Here is an 18,610-nt window from a genome sequence, read left to right on the forward strand (position 1 = left end):
GTGCCTTGCCGTGCGCTGCGCTTACGGCAAGCTGGCCGCCCACGACCAACACCGGGTCGAGGGCGGCCATCCGGCACGCCCAGCCTCGTTCCCGACGAGTTTTCCGTGCGCTATGGCGGCGCTGCCGCCTCGCCAGACCGGCCACCAATCCGCGCACCCCCTAAAATCGCAGGATGCGCATCGCTAGATTCTCCATCGACGACGAGGTGAAGTTCGGGCTCGTGGAGGGCGAGGGCGAGCAGCCCGAGTCCCTGGAGGTGGCCGAGATCCTGGGCCACCCGTTCGGTCCGGTCCAGGTCACCCAACGGCGCTGGCCCCTGTCGCGGGTGCGGCTGCTCGCACCGGTGCTCCCGTCGAAGGTGATCGGCATCGGGCGCAACTACGCCGAGCACGCCGCTGAGCTCGGCAACGAGGCCCCCGGCAAGGACGACCCGGCCGTGGTGTTCCTCAAGCCGTCCACCTCCGTGATCGGCCCCTCCGACCCCATCCAGTACCCGCTCGGCGTTTCCTTCGACGTGCAGCACGAGGCGGAGCTGGCCGTGGTGATCGGGCGGTTGTGCCGGCAGGTGCCGCAGGCCAGGGTGCCCGAGGTGGTGCTGGGCTACACCTGCGGCAACGACGTGACCGCGCGCGACCTGCAGCGTGCGGAGAAGCAGTGGGGCCGGGCCAAGGGTTTCGACACGTTCTGCCCGCTGGGCCCGTGGATCGAGACCGAGCTGGACCCGGCGGACCTGGCGATCACCTGCACGGTGGACGGCGAGCTGCGACAGGCCGGGCGCACCGCGCAGATGACCCGGTCGGTCGCCGACCTGGTCTCCTACGTCTCCGAGGCGATGACCCTGCTGCCCGGCGACGTGATCCTCACCGGGACCCCGGCCGGGGTCGGGCCGTTCGCGGTGGGGCAGCAGGTGACGGTCGGCATCGAAGGCATTGGCAACTTGACGAACCGGGTGGTGGCTCGTGACTGATATCGCAACAACCGTTCCCAATACGGACAAGCCTGTGCGCGTCCGCTTCCCCCCGTCGCCCACCGGCGACCCGCACGTCGGCATGGTCCGCTCGGCGCTGTTCAACTACGCCTTCGCGCGGCACTACGGCGGCACCTTCGTCTTCCGCATCGAGGACACCGACGCCGCGCGCAACACCGAGGAGTCCTACAACGCGCTCCTGGCGACCATGCGCTGGATGGGCTTCGAGTGGGACGAGGGCCCGGAGGTCGGCGGCGAGTACGGCCCCTACCGGCAGTCCGAGCGCATGGACATCTACGCCGACATCGCCGGCAAGCTCCTCGACGGCGGCCACGCCTACCGCTGCTACTGCACGCAGGAGGAGCTGGACGCGGCCAACGCCAAGGCCAAGGCCGAGAAGCGCGCCCCGGGCTACGCCGGCACCTGCCGCAACCTCACCCCGGAGCAGATCGCGGCGCACGAGGCCGCCGGCCGCACCAGCGTGCTGCGCTTCCGCATGCCGGAGGGCACGCTGACCTGGAACGACCTGGTCCGCGGCGAGATCTCCTTCGACACCGCGAACGTCCCGGACTACGTCCTGGTCCGCGCCGACGGCTCGCCGCTGTACACGCTGGTCAACCCGGTCGACGACGCCCTGATGCGGATCACGCACGTGCTGCGCGGCGAGGACCTGCTCTCCAGCACCCCGCGCCAGCTGCCGCTGCACGCCGCGCTGATCGAGCTGGGGCTGTCGGAGACCGTGCCGGTGTTCGGGCACCTGCCCTACGTCATGGGCGAGGGCAACAAGAAGCTGTCGAAGCGGGACCCGGAGGCCTCGTTCTCCTTCTACGTGAAGGAGGGCTACCTGCCCGAGGGCCTGCTGAACTACCTGGCTCTGCTGGGCTGGTCGCCGGGCGGGGACAAGGAGTTCTTCTCCCCCGCCGAGATGTACGCGGCGTTCGACGGCACCCGCATCAACGCCAACGCCGCGCGCTTCGACCTGAAGAAGTGCCAGGCCATCAACGGCGACCACGTGCGCGCACTGGCACCGGAGGACCTGGCCCGCCGCATCGTGCCGTTCCTGGCCGAACAGGGCCTCCTTTCCGACCCGCCGAGCCCGGAGCAGTCCGCGACGCTGGCCGCCGCGGTGCCGCTGATCCAGGAGCGGATGGTGGTCCTGCGCGAGTCGGTGGACATGATCGGGTTCCTGTTCGTGCCCGAGCACGCCTTCACCGTGGACCCGGCGGACGCCGCCAAGTCCCTCGGCGAGGACGCCAAGCCGGTCCTCCAGGCCGCTGCCAAGGCCCTGGAGGCGCTCCCGGAGTGGACGACCGCCGCCATCGACGCCGCGCTGCGCGAGAGCCTGATCGAGGGCCTCGGGCTGAAGCCGAAGAACGCGTTCACCCCGGTCCGGGTAGCCGTGACCGGCCGCCGCATCTCGCCGCCGCTGTTCGAGTCGATCGAGCTGCTGGGGCGCGAGCGGACACTGCGCCGGCTGGCCGCCGCACTGAGCGCGTAAGGCGGCGCTGAGCTGTAGCGGGAGGTCTGCTCTAAAGACGTTTTGGCCTAAGGGCGGGCCTCCCGTATAGTTATCGACGCAACGCCGCACGGCAAGATCAAGGCCGGGTGGACGTTGGGGTATGGTGTAATTGGCAACACGGCTGATTCTGGTTCAGTTGTTCTAGGTTCGAGTCCTGGTACCCCAGCCTTGCGAGAGCGGATCCCCAACGGATCCGCTCTTTTGCTTTGCCCTCACGGCTGCGTTGCCCCACGACTGCTTCGCCCCCACGACACTTGCTACTCACGAGTAATTGAGTACTCGCACTCTCCCGCCGATGCCCGCTCCACCGCCATCCTTGAGGCATGAAGAAGCAATGGGAGACGTTCTGGGGCCTGGCGTTCCTCGCCGGCCTGGTGGCGCTGGTGGCGCACTTCATGCACGTCCCCGGGCGGACGATGTTGACGGTCGGACTCGGCGCGGTCAGCCTGTACTGGCTCCTGATCATCACGACGGTGCCGTGGAACCTGTACTTCAAGGCGCGGCGGGTCCGGCACGAGATCGGGGTCTCCCGCGAGCGCGGGATCACGGTGCCGGAGGGGCGCGAGGCCGAGGTCCGGCGCTGGGAGCGGCGGCTGCTGCGGCTGGCGCTGGCCGGGCACGCGGTGACGGCGGCGGCGGTGGCCGGCATCACCTACGCCTCCGGGCACGTCCTGGGCTACTACGTCGCCGCCTTCTACCTGCTCAGCTGCGCGATCCGGCCGGCCGCGGCGTACCTGGCGTACGTGAAGGCCCGCATAGCCAGCCTGCTGAAGGAGACCACGCACCCGCGCGACGACGTGTTGGAGCTCACCACGCAGCTGGCAAGCCTGACCGCGCAGTTCGAGGCCATGCACCTCACGATGCACGAGGGCCAGGAGCGCGCCTTCCGCGAGCTCGACGACGTCCGCGACGGCCTGCGCGCCGCCGACGCCCGGCTGCGCGAGGACGTGCGCCTGTCCCGCGAGGCCGTGGAGGCCGACCGGGCCGGCCTGCGGACCCGCATCGAGGAGGTCGAACGGCACGTCGCGACGGTCACCCGGCACTTCGACCAGGCCGTGGACGGCCTCACCGACCAGCGGGAGCTGCTCGGCGGCATCCGGGCCTTCGTGCGGCTGGTGCGCGCGGACGCGGCCGCGGCCGGCGAGTAGACGGCGAGCAGGCGGCGAGCAGGCAGCTTGGCGGCGGCCGGGGCACCGCCCGCGATTTGGGCGAACCCCGTCGATCGCCTAAGATAGGTCCCGCTGCCGGCGCCTCAGGCGCGGCGGTACTGCTAGGGGCCCCGTTGTGTAGCGGCCTAGCACGCTGCCCTCTCAAGGCAGTAGCGCGGGTTCGAATCCCGTCGGGGCTACCTCACGGCAAGGGCTCTTACGATCTCGTAAGAGCCCTTACTGCATGTTTGATGGCATATTGGGGCCCGGACTGCCATCAACGCGTCTCAGTACGCACCGCAGGGGGGACTCAGGTGACGACCGACAACTGGACGGCGCCCTCGACCGATGACCAGGGGCTGCTCGCCGCCCGGGCCGCGGACGATTCGGACGCGTATCTGGCCGTGCTGGCGCGGCTGGACGTGTACGTGCCGCGGCGCGAGCCGGATCAGGGTTCGAAGTTCAGCCTGCGCCGGTCGGTGGTGAAGCTCAACCAGCTCACCGTCTACGGCCAGCTGAACAACGCGATCCGCGGGACCTCGAAGTCCGCCCTGACGGTCAGCCAGGAGTACGCCACCACCCGGCGCGGGGCGCGGCTGATCCTGCCGGTGTACACCCGGGCGCTGGTGCCGGCCGAGCGGCCCGAGGGCGTGTACTTCGACCGGAACCTGTTCCCGGCGTGGGTCCAGGAGCTGGCCAAGCAGCGGCAGACGATGCAGCTCGTGATCAATCCGGGGACGCCGGAGGAGCGCGAGTTCAACGTCGGCAAGGCCGCGCAGTGGATGAAGAAGAACCCGCACTTGGTCGGCAGCTGGAACCAGCTGCACGGCACGGTGCGCACCGTCTACAACGAGCCGACGCAGGGCGAGCTGCCCCGCGCGCTGGCGTGCGGGGCGCACCTGGCGGCGAGCAACGCCGTGCCGTGGAACTCGATGGGCCACCCCTACCTGAACTACCACGACCAGCTCGACTCGCTGCGCGAGTGGTGGGGCATCGAGGGCCCGGTGCAGTGGCAGAACCAGGTGGACTCACTCCTGGACACCGAGAATCCGCAGCCGGTGGACCTGGTCCTGGGCATCCGCGCCGAACGCGGCGCCGGCGCGCAGCCCAGCGGCGACCCGGCCCACGACACCCGCGCTCTCACCGAGGGCGTCGAGGCCTGGTGCCGCGACCGCGGGGCCCCGGAGCGCCTGCGGCAGGAGATGCTCGACATCGCGCAGTGGGTGGTCCGCTGCGAGACCTGGATGCGCAGGGACAACGTCATCAGGCCCGACGTCATCGTGACCACCCAGGCCGCCTGGGACTGGGGCCGCTGCGTGAACATGGCTCGCTGGGGCCTGGCATGCGGCTTCTGCGACCGCACCACCGCCGAGCAGATCGTGCGCCACGCCGGCGGCCTGTGCGCCCGCGCCTACGCCGACTGGGGGCAGCTGTCGGCGGCGTACATCCTCGGCCGGGTGATCAAGATGGGGCGCCAGGGCAATCCGGAGAACACCTACCGGGACACACTGCAGATCCACCGCGCGCTCGCGCAGGATCCCGCCAGCCCGTTCCTGACCCTGTCGCTGCGCTGAGGGCGGGGACGCGCGGGATGCCCGACGGCGGCCCGACCCCCTGATTCCACGGGCCGTGACCCTGGTCACGGCCCACCCTCCGGCGGGTAAATGCGGGATGAGCGCCATCCGAAGTGCGCTATGCTTTCGGGGTCGCCAGGCGCTGCAGAGCGCCGAAGCGGCAGCTGGGGCCCCGTTGTGTAGCGGCCTAGCACGCTGCCCTCTCAAGGCAGTAGCGCGGGTTCGAATCCCGTCGGGGCTACCTTTGCGAAAAGGCCGATCGTTTCCGGACGATCGGCCTTTTCCCATGCGCGCGCGGCTGCGTATCCTCACAGGGGAGGGCCAATGACGACGCGCCGCGATGGATCCGCCACACCTCGTATCGCCTCGATGTTGCGGTTGCTGTTCGTCGCCGTGGGCATCGTCAGCCTGATCCTCGGCTATGTGGGCCTGGACCGGTACCTCCATCTGCCGGGCCAGACGTACAGCCACACCCCGAGCGACCTGGTCTATTTCGATCTGGAGCTGTTCCTGGTCCAGGCCACCCCGCTGGCCGCGGGCGGCCCGTTCCCTTGGCAGCTGTCGGTGGCGCGGTTCAGCGCACCGAGCGTCCTGCTGTACGCCCTCGCGGAGATCGTGGTCGCGCTGTCCGCGCGAAGGCTGCACCGGGCCTGGCTGCGCCGGTCGCGGGGGCACGCGGTGGTGTTCGGCACGACGCGCGTCGCCTCGGTGGTGGTCGAGCGGCTGCGGGCCCGAGGAGTACGGGTCCTGGTGGTACGGCCGGACAGCGCCGCCGACCCGGTGCGGTTCGACTCCGTCTCCGACGACCGCTGGACCATCGTCGGCCGGCCCGCCTCGCCGCGGACCCTCACCGACGCCGGCGTCCGACGGGCCTCGACGGTCTACGCCTGCCTGGACCGGATCGAGGACAACGCCGAGGTCGCCTACGCGATCGAGGCATGGCGCGGCGAGCAGCGGTACCCCGAGCGCGTCTACGCCTCGATCGACGACCTGGACCTGTGCACGGCGCTGAAGGCCCGCCGGTGGTCCACGGCCGGCGCGGGGCGTTCGCACGTGGACTTCTTCAACCGCGACGAGCTCGCCGCGCAGACAGCGGTGCGGCGCGACCGGGCGGCTCTGGAGGGGCCGGGGGCGCCGCACATCGCGATATCGGGGACGGGGGCGTTCGGGCGGTCGGTGTTGGTGGAGTTGGGGCGGCAGTGGCAGGGATGCGCCGGACGCGCCGGACGCGCCGGACGCGCCGGACGCGCCGAGCACAGCGAACGCGCCGTTGGCGGCAGTCGCACCGGTCAGCCGCAACCTGACGGCGGCATCGTCACCATCGCGCTCGTCGGCGCCGACGCCGACGCGGTCGGTTCGCGGCTGTGCGAGCAGTACCCGTTCCTGCTCGACGTCTGCGTGATCGAGCCCTGGACCGACACGCTGCCGCGGCTGCTGGAAGAGCGGCGCCGGACCGGCGCGCCCCGGCTGCGCCGGCTGTACCTGTGCCACGGCGACGAGCGCGAGGCCCTGTCCGACGCCTTGACCTGCGGCTCCTACCTGAGCTCGATGGACGGCGTGGTGGTCCGCCTGGACCGCATGTCGCAGATGGCTGAGATGTTCCACGGCGGCAGCCGCCCCGGGCCCCTGTTCGACGCCCTCGACGGCCGCCTGGAACTGGTCGACGTCACGGCGCTGGGCTGCGACCCGGACCGGATCGGCGACGACCTGGCCGACAGCCTCGCGCAGTCCATCCACCGCCGCTACCTGGCCGACCAGCTCGCCGGCGGCCGCGGCTGGCACTCCACCACGGCGATGACCCCCTGGGACGAGCTGCCGCCGGACGTCCAGCGCGGCAACCGCGAGCAGGCCGAGGACGTGGGCCGCAAGCTGGCCTCCATCCGCTGCCTGCTGACACCGCGCCGCGAGACGGTCGGACCGTTCGCCTTCCGCCCCGCCGAGATCGAGACCCTGGCCGAATCCGAACACGCCCGCTGGGCCGACGAACGCCGCCGCAACGGCTGGCGCTACGGCCCGCGCCGCGACGACACCCGCAGAGTCCACCCCGGGCTGGTGGCCTGGCCGCTGTTGCCGGAGGAGCAGCGGGACAAGGACCGCCTGTTCATCCGGGCCCTGCCGGGTTTGCTCAGCGGCATGGGACTGGCGATCGTGCGGATCGAGGAAGGCGGCGGGCCCGCCCCGCGCCACACCCCCGCCACCCAGTCCCCAGCCCCGGCATCCGGCGCAACGGAATCCAGCGGCACCCGCGACTCGCCCATCCCGGTGACCGCCCTCGGCAGCGATCTGTGCTGAGGTCGGCATCATGCAGCGCATCGGAATCACCGGCCACCGCCAGTTCGACGAACCGACGACCCGCCTGATCCGCGCGGCCCTGCGCCGTGTCGTCGAGGCCTACCAGGGCTGCGACCTGATCGGCGTGACCTGTTTGGCCGAGGGCTCCGACACGTTGTTCGCCGAAGCCGTCGCCGACCGCGGCGGCCGGCTCGAGGTGGTCGTCCCCGCCGTCCGCTACCGGGAGACCCTGCCGGCAACGCATCAGGACGCGTATGACGAATGGCTGGCGCGCGCCACCGAGGTCCACCGGCTCGCCTTCTTCGAGTCCGACGATGCCGCCTACCTGGCCGGCGGGGAACAGATGCTGATGGTGATCGACCGGCTGATCGCCGTGTGGGACGGCCTTCCGGCGCGGGGAATCGGAGGCACGGGTGACATTGTGCAGAATGCATACCGACGCGGCCTGCCCGTGGAAGTAGTATGGCCGGACGGCGCGCTACGAGCAGCAGTGCACGAATAAACGTTCCATGCGACGCGCACGTAAACATGCTTTCACCAGCGCTTACACATTCATGTGTTCGCTCATTCCGCACGATAGACTGCTGACGGCCGGGACCGCCGGCCATCCGACCGCACAGACAAGGGGACTCCGTGGGCTTCGAGGGCGAACTCCTGGTGTCCGACATTCCGGTGGTGGACGACGTACCGCTGTCCATGCTCGCCGCTGACGGAGACCTGCTGACAAGGAGCGACGACACCGACGTCCCGGTCGCCGAGTTCCAGTCGTCGGTCTGAATCCGCGGTCCGCGGGCGGACCGGAGAGAGCCGGCATCGTGTTCCGTCAGTTCGTCGTCAAGATCGCCAGCCGTTGCGATCTCGCTTGCGATCATTGCTACGTCTACGAGCACGCCGACCAGTCGTGGCGCGGGCGTCCTCGCGTCATGCCCGCGGATGTCATGGAATCGGCCGTGGCCCGCATCGCAGAACACGCGGCCGCCCATCATCTGCCCCGGGTGACCGTCGTCCTGCACGGCGGAGAGCCTTTGCTGGCCGGCGTCGAGCGCATCAGAACCCTCGCCAGGGGGCTGCGGGAGGCGCTACCGACGGGCTGCAAGGCCGACATCCGTATCCAGACCAACGGACTACAGCTCAACGACGCGTTTTGTGAGATGTTCCGGCAGGAGGACATCGGCGTCGGGATCAGCATCGACGGCGACCGCATCGCGAACGACCGGCACCGCCGGCACGCGAACGGCCGCACCAGCTACCCGGAGTTGGTGCGGGCGATCCAGCTCGTCGGCTCGGAACAGTACCGGTCGATCTTCAACGGCCTGCTGTGCACCGTCGACGTCGAGAACGACCCGGTCGCCGTCTTCGACGCACTCGCCGCGTTCGCTCCCCCGCGGATCGAGTTCCTGCTCCCCCACGCGACATGGGTCGAGCCGCCGCCCGGCGCGCAGCCCGGGCAGGCCCGCTATGCGGCGTGGTTGCTGGCCGTCCATCAACGCTGGACCGAATGCGGCAGACCCATGGATGTCCGCTTGTTCCGCTCGGTCTCGGACCTCCTGGCCGGAAGGTCGAGCAGGACCGAGGCCATCGGGCTCGAACCGGCGGACATCGTCGTCGTGGAGACCGACGGCACGATCGAACAGGCGGACTCGCTCAAAACCGCCTTCGACGGCGCGCCGGCGACCGGCTTCGACGTCGTCCGCCACAGCTTCGACGAGGCCGCCGCCCACCCCGGATTCGACGGCCGCCGTGCCGGGGCCGAGTCGTTGAGCCCGATCTGCCAGCGGTGTCCCGCGGTCCGGATCTGCGGGGGCGGACTGTACGCGCATCGCTTTGACGGCACCGGATTCACCAATCCGTCCGTCTACTGCCGGGACCTCTACACGTTCATCACCGGATTGACCGGCCAGACCCGGCAGACATCGCCCATCTCCCGGCACCGGATGAGTCCTGCCGACTTCAGCGCGCTGGGCCGCGGCGAGGGATCCGAGAGCGGCGTCGCGGCGTTGAAGGCCGCTCAGGTGAGCAAAGCACGGATGAGGCTGGCACAACTCGCCAAGCCTTTGCAGGCCGAGCGCAGTTGGACTCTGGTCCGGCAGTTCGACGCCGCCGACCGGAACCAGCTGAACCGGGTTCTGGCCGATCCGTTCCTGATGCCGGCGGACGGCACCGCGGCGCGCGGACCGGGTGGAACACTCACCAGAATCGCTCTCGGCTGCGCGGTCCTGAGCTCCGAACCAGTCGAAGCCGACCTCGCAGTGGCCGAGGACGTGCTTTCGTTACCGGGCGTCGGCGCGTTACCGGTGACGGCGGGGCCGGTTCACGTCAGAGTCGCGGAAACGTCGGCGATCACTGTCAACGGCGTCAGTGCCGAGGCAGCGCGCCACACAGTCTGTATGGGCCCGGTGCGAATCCGCATCGAGGATCACGACCCGGCGCGGGACCGGTTCGGGCATCCGGTGACCGGACCGTTGACCTCGGCCGAGCTCGACGCATGGCGGGACGGACTCGACGCGACCGCGGTGGTGCTCGCGAAACGTCATCCCGAGGCTCTGGCCGAGATGGCCGAGGGCCTGACGACCATCGTCCCCTTACAGCCGCAGCCAGGGCGTCAGCGCAGCGCGACGGCCAGGAACGCGTTCGGCGCGCTGGGAATCGCCTTGCCCGCGCCGACCGACGGTGACGTCGGCGAAGCCCTCGCCTGCCTCGTGCTGCACGAGTTCCAGCACTTGAAGCTCGGTGCCGTCCTGGACATGTTCGATCTCCACGACAGGACCGAGGACGCCGAGACGGCCGGCTATCGCGTCGCGTGGCGGCCGGGTCCGCGTTCGTTGGAGGCCGTGCTCCAAGGCGCGTACGCGCATATCAGCGTGGTCGAGTACTGGCGCAGGCGTGCGCAAGCCACTCAAGGGCCGCACAGCCGGGAGTACGCAAGGCGTTCGGAAGACCTCGCCGGACAGGTCGAGGACGCGTTGTCGCAGATCACGACGAGCGTCGCGCTGACCCGGCTGGGCCGGCGCTGGGTCGCTGACATGGCCGCGACAGTGGCCGGGTGGCGCTGAAGCGTCTGTGGCCCCGCCCTCGCGCCATTCCGCCCGCGCGAACCGGTGAAAGCATCGCAGTATTCGGATACGCTCGGCGATGATGGCAGCTTGCCGAAGGCGCCGAGGAGAGTGCTTTGCCAGCCCGTCCGAATCCGCCGTACCCCGTCTTCTTCAGCTACGCCCATATCACCGGCGGGGACTTCGACGAGAATCCGAACCTGGCCTTCCACCAGTTCTTCGACGACATCGGCAAGATGCTCTACCACCTGACCACCTTCCGGATGGATGTCGCATTCGCCGATGTCTCGCTGCGCACCGGCGATGCTTTCCAGTCGGTCCTTTTCGAACGACTGGCCCACTTCCAGGTCTTCGTGCCGGTGCTGTCCGTGCGCTACTTCGACAGCGTTTGGTGCGGCCGGGAATGGGCTTCGTTCGAGAAACGCTGCGAACAAATGGGCAAGTCCTCGTATCCGCCGATCGTCCCCATTCTGTGGAACGGCCTGGACGACCTGAGCCTGCCGGAGTGGTTCACCGACCGGCACCTGTTCGACGACTCGACCCACGACGCCCTCTACCGTCAGCACGGGTTGTTCGGCCTGCAGATCCTGCACCGGGCCGAATACCAGGCCACGGTCTACGACCTGGCCCGGCGGATCGGCGGCGTGACGAAATCGGCTGACCTGCCCGACGGCGACCCCGAAGAGCTTCACAGCCTGCCCCCGCGGTTCGGAGGTTCACCATGACCGACAACACACCCAAGCCGGCGGGCACCGGTCCGGTCTTCTTCCTCAGCTACGCCCGGCCCAGCGCGGCCGAACGTGTCCAGGGCGACCCGGACCGGGACTACGCGGCCTTCTACTACGACCTGTGCGCCGCGCTCACACGGTTCGCACCGTTGGACCGCCTCCACAACCTCGGAGCGGTCAGCGCGGCGTGGAACCCCTCGGGCATCCCCGCTGAGCGGGATGTGGCGCTGGACATCGCCGAATGCGACGTCTTCATCCCGCTGCACCAGGAACGGTATTTCCAGAACGAGCAGTGCGGCCGGGAACTGGCCGCCTTCGAAGCCAGGATGCGGCTGGCCACCACGCCGCGCTCCGACGCGATCCTGCCCGTCGTGTGGGCTCCGGTCCCGCCGCAGTGGGCCGCGTCCCAGCCCTCGCCCTACCAGACCGGGCAGCCGGACATCGACGAGGAGTACCAGTTCAAGGGCCTGTTCTGGCTGCAGAGCGCGCATCCGGCCCGCTACCACGAGGTCGTGACGAGTCTGGCCCGGCGCATCGCGGAGATCGCCGCCGGACGCACCGTCGGCCGCGTCGACGCCGCCGAACTGGCCAACCTGCCGAGCTCGCTGCGCCAGGCCGAGCGCCAGCCCCTGGTGGTCGTCCTGCTGGCCCCGACGCGCGGGCGGCCGCCCGGCGCCACCGGGCCGCAGTACGGCGCGGAGTCCACCGACTGGGCACCGTTCGCCTCCGAGACGCCCGTACCGCTGGCCGACACCCTGGTCACGCTGGCCCGCGACAAGGGCTGGGAGCCGGAGGTGGTGCCGTTCACCACCGACGAGCGGCGGCTGTTCGGCGCCGACGAGCCCGAATCCCAGGTGGTGCTGGTCGTCGACCCGCACGCGCTGGACGATCTGCGCTGGCGCGGCGCGCTGGAGCGGTTCGACCGGATCGACAAGCCGTGGGTCGGCATCGTCGCCGCCCTGGATCCGGCCCACACGCCGGCGAACGAGCAAGTCCGGCTCAGGGAGCAGCTGCGCCGAGTCCTCAACCGGAAGTTCGCCCGCCGCAGTCCCTCCCTCCGGCTCAACGCCCCGATCGCGACCTCGCTGCAGAACTTCGACCTGGCCCTGGACGCGACGGCCAACAACACCCGGATCCAGCTGGCGAACCACCTGCACCGCGTCGGACACGCCGCCGAGGAAGAGGGCACCGCATGACCCAGCAGCCAGGCCGCATCATCACCTTCTACTCGTACAAGGGCGGCTGCGGACGGACGATGGCGGTGGCGAACACCGCCTGGATCCTGGCCGCCAACGGGAAGCGGGTGCTGACGGTCGACTGGGACCTGGAGGCTCCGGGGCTGGACAAGTTCTACCGGCCGTTCATCGACCAGAGCGCCCTGAGCGAGCACCTGGGGGTGAGCTACCTCGTCACGAACTACGAATTCGCCGTCAGGGACTGGTCCGTCGCCAACCATTCCCGCAGCGTGCGCCGCACCCCGCCAAGCGTCATCGCGAGCCAGTACACCCGGCTGCAGGACCACGTCATCCCGGTCCGCTGGGACTTCCCTTCAGGCGGCCGGCTCGACTTCCTGCCGGCCGGCGCCAGCAATCGCGATTACGGCACCGGCATGTCCGGCTTCGAGTGGGACCGGTTCGTCCAGGACTACCACGGTGACGAGTTCATCGAGGCGCTGCGGTCGGCGATGCGCCGGGACTACGACTACACCCTCATCGACAGCCGCACCGGGATGAACGACGTCGGCGACCTGTGCACGGCGCTGATGCCCGACACTCTCGTGATCGGGTTCGCGCTGAACGACCAGAGCATGGAAGGCGCCTCGGACGTGGCCCAGCGCGTCAGTGGCTACGACGATGGCATAAGGATCATGCCGATCCCGATGCGGATCGAGGACGCGGAGTCGGACAAGAAGGATGCCGGGCTGGCCAAGGCCCATTCACTCTTCCAGCACTACGTGACCGCCGAGCGCCCGCACGAGTACTGGGGCAAGGTACAGATCCCCTACAAGGCCTTCTACGCCTATGAGGAAGTCCTGGCAGGCTTCGGCGACCGTCCCGGACAGCCCGGCTCGCTGCTCGCCGCCTTCGAGCGGCTGACCGACGAGATCAGCGGAGGGGCAGTCCTCTCGCTGCCTCCGTTGCCGGAGGTGGAACGGACCAACTTTCTGCGGACGATGTTCACCAGACGCAGGCCCGAGGCACCCGCGGAAATCCTCCTCAGCTTCGTCTCCGAGGACCGGCCCTGGGCGGAATGGGTCGCGTTCGTCCTTGAGCATTCGGGACTGCGTGTCAGGACTCATCGCGAAGCCGAGTCCACCATTGTGCCCAACGCGCTGAGCCTGGCGTTGCGATCGACGAAACGCACCATAGCGTTGGTCTCGGAGGCGTACCGCACCTCGCCGGAGTGCGAGGCGTTGCTGAACGCACTGCACGAGGCAGACCCGGCCAAGACGCGCGGACTGGTGGTGCCGTGCCGGGTGGACGCGTCGTCGATCGAGCAGATCTTCCCGACCCGGATACTCGTCGAGCTCGATCAGCTCGACCAGGTGGCGGCGATCCGACATCTGGCTCAGATTCTGGAGACCCCGCTGCAGGCACCTGAGGGAACGCGCTATCCGGGGGCGAAGCCGGAGATCTGGCTGGTCCCGGAGAGAAATCCGGACTTCACAGGCCGCGTCCAGCTCATGGACAAGCTGCGCGAGCAGATGCGGGCGGGACGGACGACGTCGCTGCGAGCCCTGCACGCCGCCGGAGGGTTCGGCAAGACCCAGATAGCCGTCGAATACGCCGACCGGTTCAAGTCAAGCTACGACATCGTTTGGTGGATCCGCAGCGAGGACCCCCATCGCGCCGTGGAGGCGATGGCCCAGCTCGGCGAACGCCTCGGGCTGCGGGCCTCGAACGACGTGGCGACCGTCGAACTGGTCAAGGACGCGCTGCGCCGCGGCGAGCCGCACAAGCGGGCATTGCTGATCTTCGACAACGTGCCCCGTGCGGAGACCATCGCGGGCCTGCTCCCGGGAGGAGGCAACACGCACATCCTGATCACCACCCGGGACCGCGAGGTCGCCGCTGACCGGGGAACGACACTGGACGTCAGCACCTTCGTCCGCGAAGAGAGCATCGCGCTGCTGCACCGGTACGTCCCGGAGATGGCGTGGCCGGACGCGGACCGTCTCGCCGCGGCTCTGGGCGACGTGCCGATCGACATCGACGCGGCCGGCAAGTACATCCAACTGACCGCTGTGACGGTCGAGGACTACCTGGCCCGGGTACCCACGTCGGTCCGCGGCTCGGTCTGGCTCGCGGCGATCCAGCAGGTCGAGAACATGTCGCCGGCCGCGACCCGCATGATGGAGCTGTTCGCGTTCTTCGGCAGCGACCCGGTCGACCGCGCCATCCTCTACAGCGATCAGTTCGCGCGGGTTCTCGCCGCATACGATCCGGCGCTGTCCGTCGACCGGGCTCTTCTGGGGGACTACGCCGCCGTCCTGAACCGGTTCGGTCTCGTGCGCATCGACCGGGTCCACGGATTCACGATGCACCGCGCGTTGCAGGAGTTCCTGCGCCCCAGGCTGGTCGAGCAAGGCGTCGCCGACAACGCCCGGCGTTCGGTCCAGCAGATCCTGGCCCAGTCCCGTCCGACCACCGGCGACACCGACGACCCCGAGAACCGCGCCGCCTTCGCGCGGATCTGGCCGCATCTGTCGGCGTGCCACGCCGAGACCAGTACCGACGCGCATGTGCGTCAGCTGTTGATCGACCGGGTGCGGCACCTGTGGCTCACCGGCCAACTCGCCGAGGCCGAGCAGATCGCCCGGGACCTGATCGCGGTCTGGACCGAGCAGTCCGGCGACGACGACCGGTCGGTGCTTCGATTGCGGTTCCTGCTGGGCAACGTGCTGCGCAATGTCGGCCGGGCCCAGGAGGCGCACGAGATCGACTCCGATGTCGCCGAACGCCAACGCGCCATCCTGCCCGAGAACCATCCCGAACGGCTCAACACCTTGGCCAGTCTCGGCGCGGATCTGCGCGCCCTGGGCCGGTTCAGGGATGCCAGAGACGTGGACCGCTTCTGCTACGAGGTGACGCGGAAGTCTGTGGAACACGGCCGGGCGGCGCTGCGCGCCGCGCACAACTACGCGTTCTCCCTTGCGGTGACCGGCGACTGCTATGCGGCCCGCGACCTGGACCGGCAGCTGTACAACGACGAGAAAATGATCTTCGGCTACGAACACCCGTGGTCGCTGAACACCGCGATCAACCTGGGTCGTGACCTCCGCGACTGCGGAGACTTCGCGGGCTCTCTCCGCCTGAACGAAGCGGTACTGCGTCGATGCAGCGCCAAGCGCGGCGAATACGACCCCTACACCCTGGAATCCGCGAAGGGGCTGGCCGTCGCGTTGCGCAAGGCCGGCCGTTTTGAAGAGGGCCTGGCCCAAACCGAGGTGCTGGCGAAGGCGTTCGAGGCGGTGTTCGGCCCCAACGGAGCGGAAACCCTTGCGTGCAAGCTCAACCTCGCCTGTGACCTTTCCGCGGCCAACCAGCATGAGCACGCACTCGAGGCGGCCGTGGAGACGCGGAACCGCTACGAGAAACTGCTGGGAAGCACACATCCGCACACGTTGGCCAGCGCCAACAACGTGGCGATCTATCTGCGGACGACCGACAAGCCCGAGGACTCCCGCAAACTCGCCACCGCCACGCACTCCGGGCTCACCGACAGACTCGGTGAGGATCACCCGTTCACGTTGTACTGCGCCGTCAATCTCACCAACGCCCTGGTGGACTGCGGATTCCTCGAACGGGCGGCAAGACTGCTCACCAAGACGCTGGACCGGCTTCAGGCCGTCCTGCGATCCGATCACCCCAGTACGCAGATCGCCAGAGCGAACCGCGCTGCGCTGCAGCACCGCATGGGCCTCAAAACCGAAGCCGAAGCCTCCAGGACATCCGCCCTGGAGATGCTGAGGCCGGCACTCGGCGCGGACCACCAGATCATCAGGGCCTTCATGGAATGGCAGCCCGCAGACTTCGACCTGGAGCCCTACCGCACCTGACCGGCTGCCTTGACCATCCAGGCCAACAGCGCGGGAAAGCACCGCAGCGCACCGAAGTGGCCCTCGGCCGGATCGAGATCCAGCACCGAGCGCGGGATCCGGGCGGCGAGCCAGCGGGAATGGCTCGGCGGCGAATACACGTCGGCTTCGCCGTGCCACAGGAGGGTCGGGCAGCCGATGTCCGCGGGGTCGAATCCCCACGGGGAGCAGAAGGCGATGTGATCGTCGAACTGCCCGGCCAGATAGGTCCGGTCCGAGTCGTCCGCGTCCACCGCGATCAGGTTGTCGCGGTTCGTCACGGCGTTGCGGAATCCGTCCAGGAGCAGACACCTGATCCGCGTGTCCGAGATGATGCGGCGATCGGCGGCCGGGAGTTCGGGGTAGAGCCGCTCGGCGATGAAGTCGGTGGCCAGCGCACCGGTGTCGAGGGCCAGGCTGTGCTTCACAGCGGGCATCAGAGCCGGGTCGGCCAGCGCGGCGCTGGTCAGTTTGTAGGCGGCGACGTTCGAAGCGGTCATGCCCGCGTACCAGTCCAGGCCCGGGGCGTCGAACGGCGCGATCCCGACCAGGGCGACGACCGACTGCACCCGGTCGCGCAGCAGTGCGCCGCAGGCCAGCGCGTGGGGGCCGCCTCCGGAACGTCCCGCGACGGAGAACCGGGCGACGCCCAGCTCGTCCGCGACCGCGATCACGTCCTCGACGACGGAGGCCACGTCGCGGCCCTCGCGGCGGTCAGACATGCCATAGCCGGGACGGTCGATGACGATGAGCCGCACGTTCCGGCGGTACAGCTCGAAAGGCCGCGGGAGAACGCCGATCCGGCTGCCGGGCGTGCCGTGGAGGAAGAAGACGGGGTGGCCGTCGGCGGGCCCGGACTCCGCGAACGCCACCCTGCCGCCGTCCGCTCTCCTGGCGAAGTATTCGGTGAATCGAGTCATCGGGTGCCTCTGATCGGGGCCGGATTTACTCAAGCAGGGTTTACCCAATGCCGATCGGCGACAACAGAGAACGTCGTGCGACTTTCGTCGAATGACTCAGAGTTCTGATCCGCGCCGCACCTCACCCCACCGCGGCGCCTCACCTCACCCCACGGGCACCGGACCCGTACTCCCCCGCACAATCAGCTCCGTAGCCAGCTCAAGATGCAAGGCGTCAAGAGCCTGTCGCTCCATCAACCGCACCAGCATCGTCACCGCGATCCGTCCCATCTCGTCCAGGGGCTGGCGGACGGTGGTCAGCATCGGGGCGGTGGCGCGGCTGATCTCGCTGTCGTCGAAGCCTGCCACCGACAGGTGCGTCGGGACGGTGAGTCCGCGTTCGGCCGCTGCCTGGCAGACGCCGACGGCGACCTTGTCGTTGAAGCAGGCGATGGCGGTGGGGCGGTCGGGGAGGTCGAGGAGTTCGCGGCCGGCTCGAAGGCCTGTGTGGATCGCGGGTTCGCCGTGGCGGACCAGGGCGGGGTCGCCCAGCAGGCCTGCTTCGGACAGGGCTGCCAGGTGGCCGGCGATGCGGTCGGAGCCGGAGAGCCAGTCCTCGAAGCCGGAGATCACGCCGATGCGGCGGTGGCCTAGGTCCAGGAGGTGGCCGGTGACGGCTCGGGCTCCGGCGGTGTGGGCCGAGGCGATCGAGACCACGCCGCGGGGGACGGGGGTGCGGGGGTCCACCACGACCAGGGGGTGGCGGCGGGACTGGAGGAGGCGGAGGTCCTCGGCGGGTTCCGGGGGGAGGATCAGGATCGCGCCGGAGGTGGTGCGGGAGGTGGGCAGGGCTCGGAGGACCGGGACGTCCACGCGGGAGTCGCCGACGTCGAGCAGGACCTGGCGGCCGGTGGCGGCCAGGGCCTCGGCGACGGCGGTCACCAGGGCGCCGAAGTAGTCGCTGAGCCGGTACGGGCAGCGCACCAGGACCGGCAGTTCGGTCTTGGGCAGGCGGGGGCGGGGCGCCGGCGCGCGGCCGCCGAGGCCCTCGATGGCCTCCTGCACGCGGCGGCGGGTGTCCTCGGAGACCTGGCCCTGGGCGTTGATGACGCGGGACACGGTCGCGATCGACAGACCGGTCTCGGCGGCGATCGCGCGGACGGTGGTCCGTTGGCTGGTCGACGCACGTCCCGAAACATCATCTTGTTCCACCGGGGCAGGATAGCGCGCGCCGCTCGGCAAAGCCCTGGTAAACCCTCTTTATTTACGCCTTGACGGAAGTAGGGCGCGATGCTTCACTCCTCATCGGCCAACAGTGTTACGGAGCTGTTTCTGTAACAACTCGGGTCGGT

General features: G+C 69.4%; 13 protein-coding genes and 3 tRNA genes. 14 read left to right on the plus strand and 2 right to left on the minus strand.

Annotated elements, in window-relative coordinates:
• The first annotated feature begins 173 nt into the window (after positions 1-173).
• The 14 genes from ABIA35_RS16595 (at position 174) to fxsT (ending at position 16,341) form a co-directional block, all read left to right on the plus strand.
• Positions 174-968, plus strand: a complete 795-nt coding sequence (locus tag ABIA35_RS16595) for a fumarylacetoacetate hydrolase family protein (protein WP_370342431.1) — start codon at positions 174-176, stop codon at positions 966-968.
• A 34-nt stretch (positions 969-1,002) separates the two neighbouring features.
• On the plus strand, positions 1,003-2,466 hold the full coding sequence (gene gltX, locus ABIA35_RS16600) for a glutamate--tRNA ligase (RefSeq protein WP_370358438.1): 1,464 nt from the start codon (positions 1,003-1,005) through the stop codon (positions 2,464-2,466).
• A 115-nt stretch (positions 2,467-2,581) separates the two neighbouring features.
• A tRNA-Gln gene (locus ABIA35_RS16605) sits at positions 2,582-2,653 on the plus strand.
• 157 nt (positions 2,654-2,810) lie between these two features.
• Positions 2,811-3,635: a hypothetical protein gene (locus tag ABIA35_RS16610; RefSeq protein WP_370358439.1), complete on the plus strand. Its 825-nt coding sequence runs from the start codon at positions 2,811-2,813 to the stop codon at positions 3,633-3,635.
• A gap of 127 nt (positions 3,636-3,762) precedes the next feature.
• Positions 3,763-3,835: transfer RNA gene (locus ABIA35_RS16615), tRNA-Glu, on the plus strand.
• Between the two features lie 114 nt (positions 3,836-3,949).
• Complete coding sequence (locus ABIA35_RS16620; RefSeq protein WP_370342435.1) at positions 3,950-5,209, plus strand: DUF1266 domain-containing protein; 1,260 nt, start codon at positions 3,950-3,952, stop codon at positions 5,207-5,209.
• A gap of 168 nt (positions 5,210-5,377) precedes the next feature.
• Positions 5,378-5,450 (plus strand) — tRNA-Glu (locus ABIA35_RS16625).
• A gap of 83 nt (positions 5,451-5,533) precedes the next feature.
• Positions 5,534-7,501, plus strand: a complete 1,968-nt coding sequence (locus ABIA35_RS16630) for a RyR domain-containing protein (protein ID WP_370358440.1) — start codon at positions 5,534-5,536, stop codon at positions 7,499-7,501.
• A gap of 10 nt (positions 7,502-7,511) precedes the next feature.
• On the plus strand, positions 7,512-8,003 hold the full coding sequence (locus tag ABIA35_RS16635; RefSeq protein ID WP_370342437.1) for a hypothetical protein: 492 nt from the start codon (positions 7,512-7,514) through the stop codon (positions 8,001-8,003).
• Between the two features lie 131 nt (positions 8,004-8,134).
• Positions 8,135-8,278 (plus strand): hypothetical protein, encoded by a 144-nt coding sequence (locus tag ABIA35_RS16640; protein WP_370342438.1) that lies wholly within the window; start codon positions 8,135-8,137, stop codon positions 8,276-8,278.
• Between the two features lie 38 nt (positions 8,279-8,316).
• Positions 8,317-10,554, plus strand: coding sequence for an FxsB family cyclophane-forming radical SAM/SPASM peptide maturase (locus tag ABIA35_RS16645; protein WP_370358441.1), 2,238 nt, complete (start codon positions 8,317-8,319; stop codon positions 10,552-10,554).
• Positions 10,555-10,670: 116 nt separating this feature from the next.
• A complete protein-coding gene (locus tag ABIA35_RS16650; RefSeq protein WP_370342440.1) occupies positions 10,671-11,279 on the plus strand; it encodes a TIR domain-containing protein in 609 nt (202 codons plus the stop codon).
• The gene (fsxC, locus tag ABIA35_RS16655) at positions 11,276-12,478 is read left to right on the plus strand and encodes an FxsC protein (RefSeq protein WP_370342441.1); all 1,203 of its coding nucleotides are present in this window, start codon (positions 11,276-11,278) and stop codon (positions 12,476-12,478) included. The genes ABIA35_RS16650 and fsxC overlap by 4 nt, the downstream gene beginning before the upstream one ends.
• Positions 12,475-16,341: an FxSxx-COOH system tetratricopeptide repeat protein gene (fxsT, locus tag ABIA35_RS16660; RefSeq protein WP_370358442.1), complete on the plus strand. Its 3,867-nt coding sequence runs from the start codon at positions 12,475-12,477 to the stop codon at positions 16,339-16,341. Before fsxC ends, fxsT begins: the two co-directional genes overlap by 4 nt.
• Here the strand turns inward: fxsT and ABIA35_RS16665 are convergent.
• Positions 16,329-17,279, minus strand: coding sequence for an alpha/beta fold hydrolase (locus tag ABIA35_RS16665; protein WP_370342443.1), 951 nt, complete (start codon positions 17,277-17,279; stop codon positions 16,329-16,331). The two genes, fxsT and ABIA35_RS16665, sit on opposite strands and share 13 nt — an antisense overlap.
• Before the next feature lie 144 nt (positions 17,280-17,423).
• Complete coding sequence (locus ABIA35_RS16670) at positions 17,424-18,470, minus strand: LacI family DNA-binding transcriptional regulator (protein WP_370358443.1); 1,047 nt, start codon at positions 18,468-18,470, stop codon at positions 17,424-17,426.
• Positions 18,471-18,610: the final 140 nt, after the last annotated feature.

It is taken from the genome of Catenulispora sp. MAP12-49 (assembly GCF_041262705.1).
Classification (GTDB): Bacteria; Actinomycetota; Actinomycetes; order Streptomycetales; family Catenulisporaceae; genus Catenulispora.

What these genes read in the sequence shown, in the direction of transcription:
- ABIA35_RS16595 (WP_370342431.1), top strand. Translation starts at nt 174, where the DNA reads ATGCGCATCGCTAGATTCTCCATCGACGACGAGGTGAAGTTCGGGCTC.
- ABIA35_RS16610 (WP_370358439.1), top strand. Translation starts at nt 2,811, where the DNA reads ATGAAGAAGCAATGGGAGACGTTCTGGGGCCTGGCGTTCCTCGCCGGC.
- ABIA35_RS16630 (WP_370358440.1), top strand. Translation starts at nt 5,534, where the DNA reads ATGACGACGCGCCGCGATGGATCCGCCACACCTCGTATCGCCTCGATG.
- ABIA35_RS16635 (WP_370342437.1), top strand. Translation starts at nt 7,512, where the DNA reads ATGCAGCGCATCGGAATCACCGGCCACCGCCAGTTCGACGAACCGACG.
- fsxC (WP_370342441.1), top strand. Translation starts at nt 11,276, where the DNA reads ATGACCGACAACACACCCAAGCCGGCGGGCACCGGTCCGGTCTTCTTC.
- fxsT (WP_370358442.1), top strand. Translation starts at nt 12,475, where the DNA reads ATGACCCAGCAGCCAGGCCGCATCATCACCTTCTACTCGTACAAGGGC.
- ABIA35_RS16665 (WP_370342443.1), bottom strand. Translation starts at nt 17,279, where the DNA reads ATGACTCGATTCACCGAATACTTCGCCAGGAGAGCGGACGGCGGCAGG.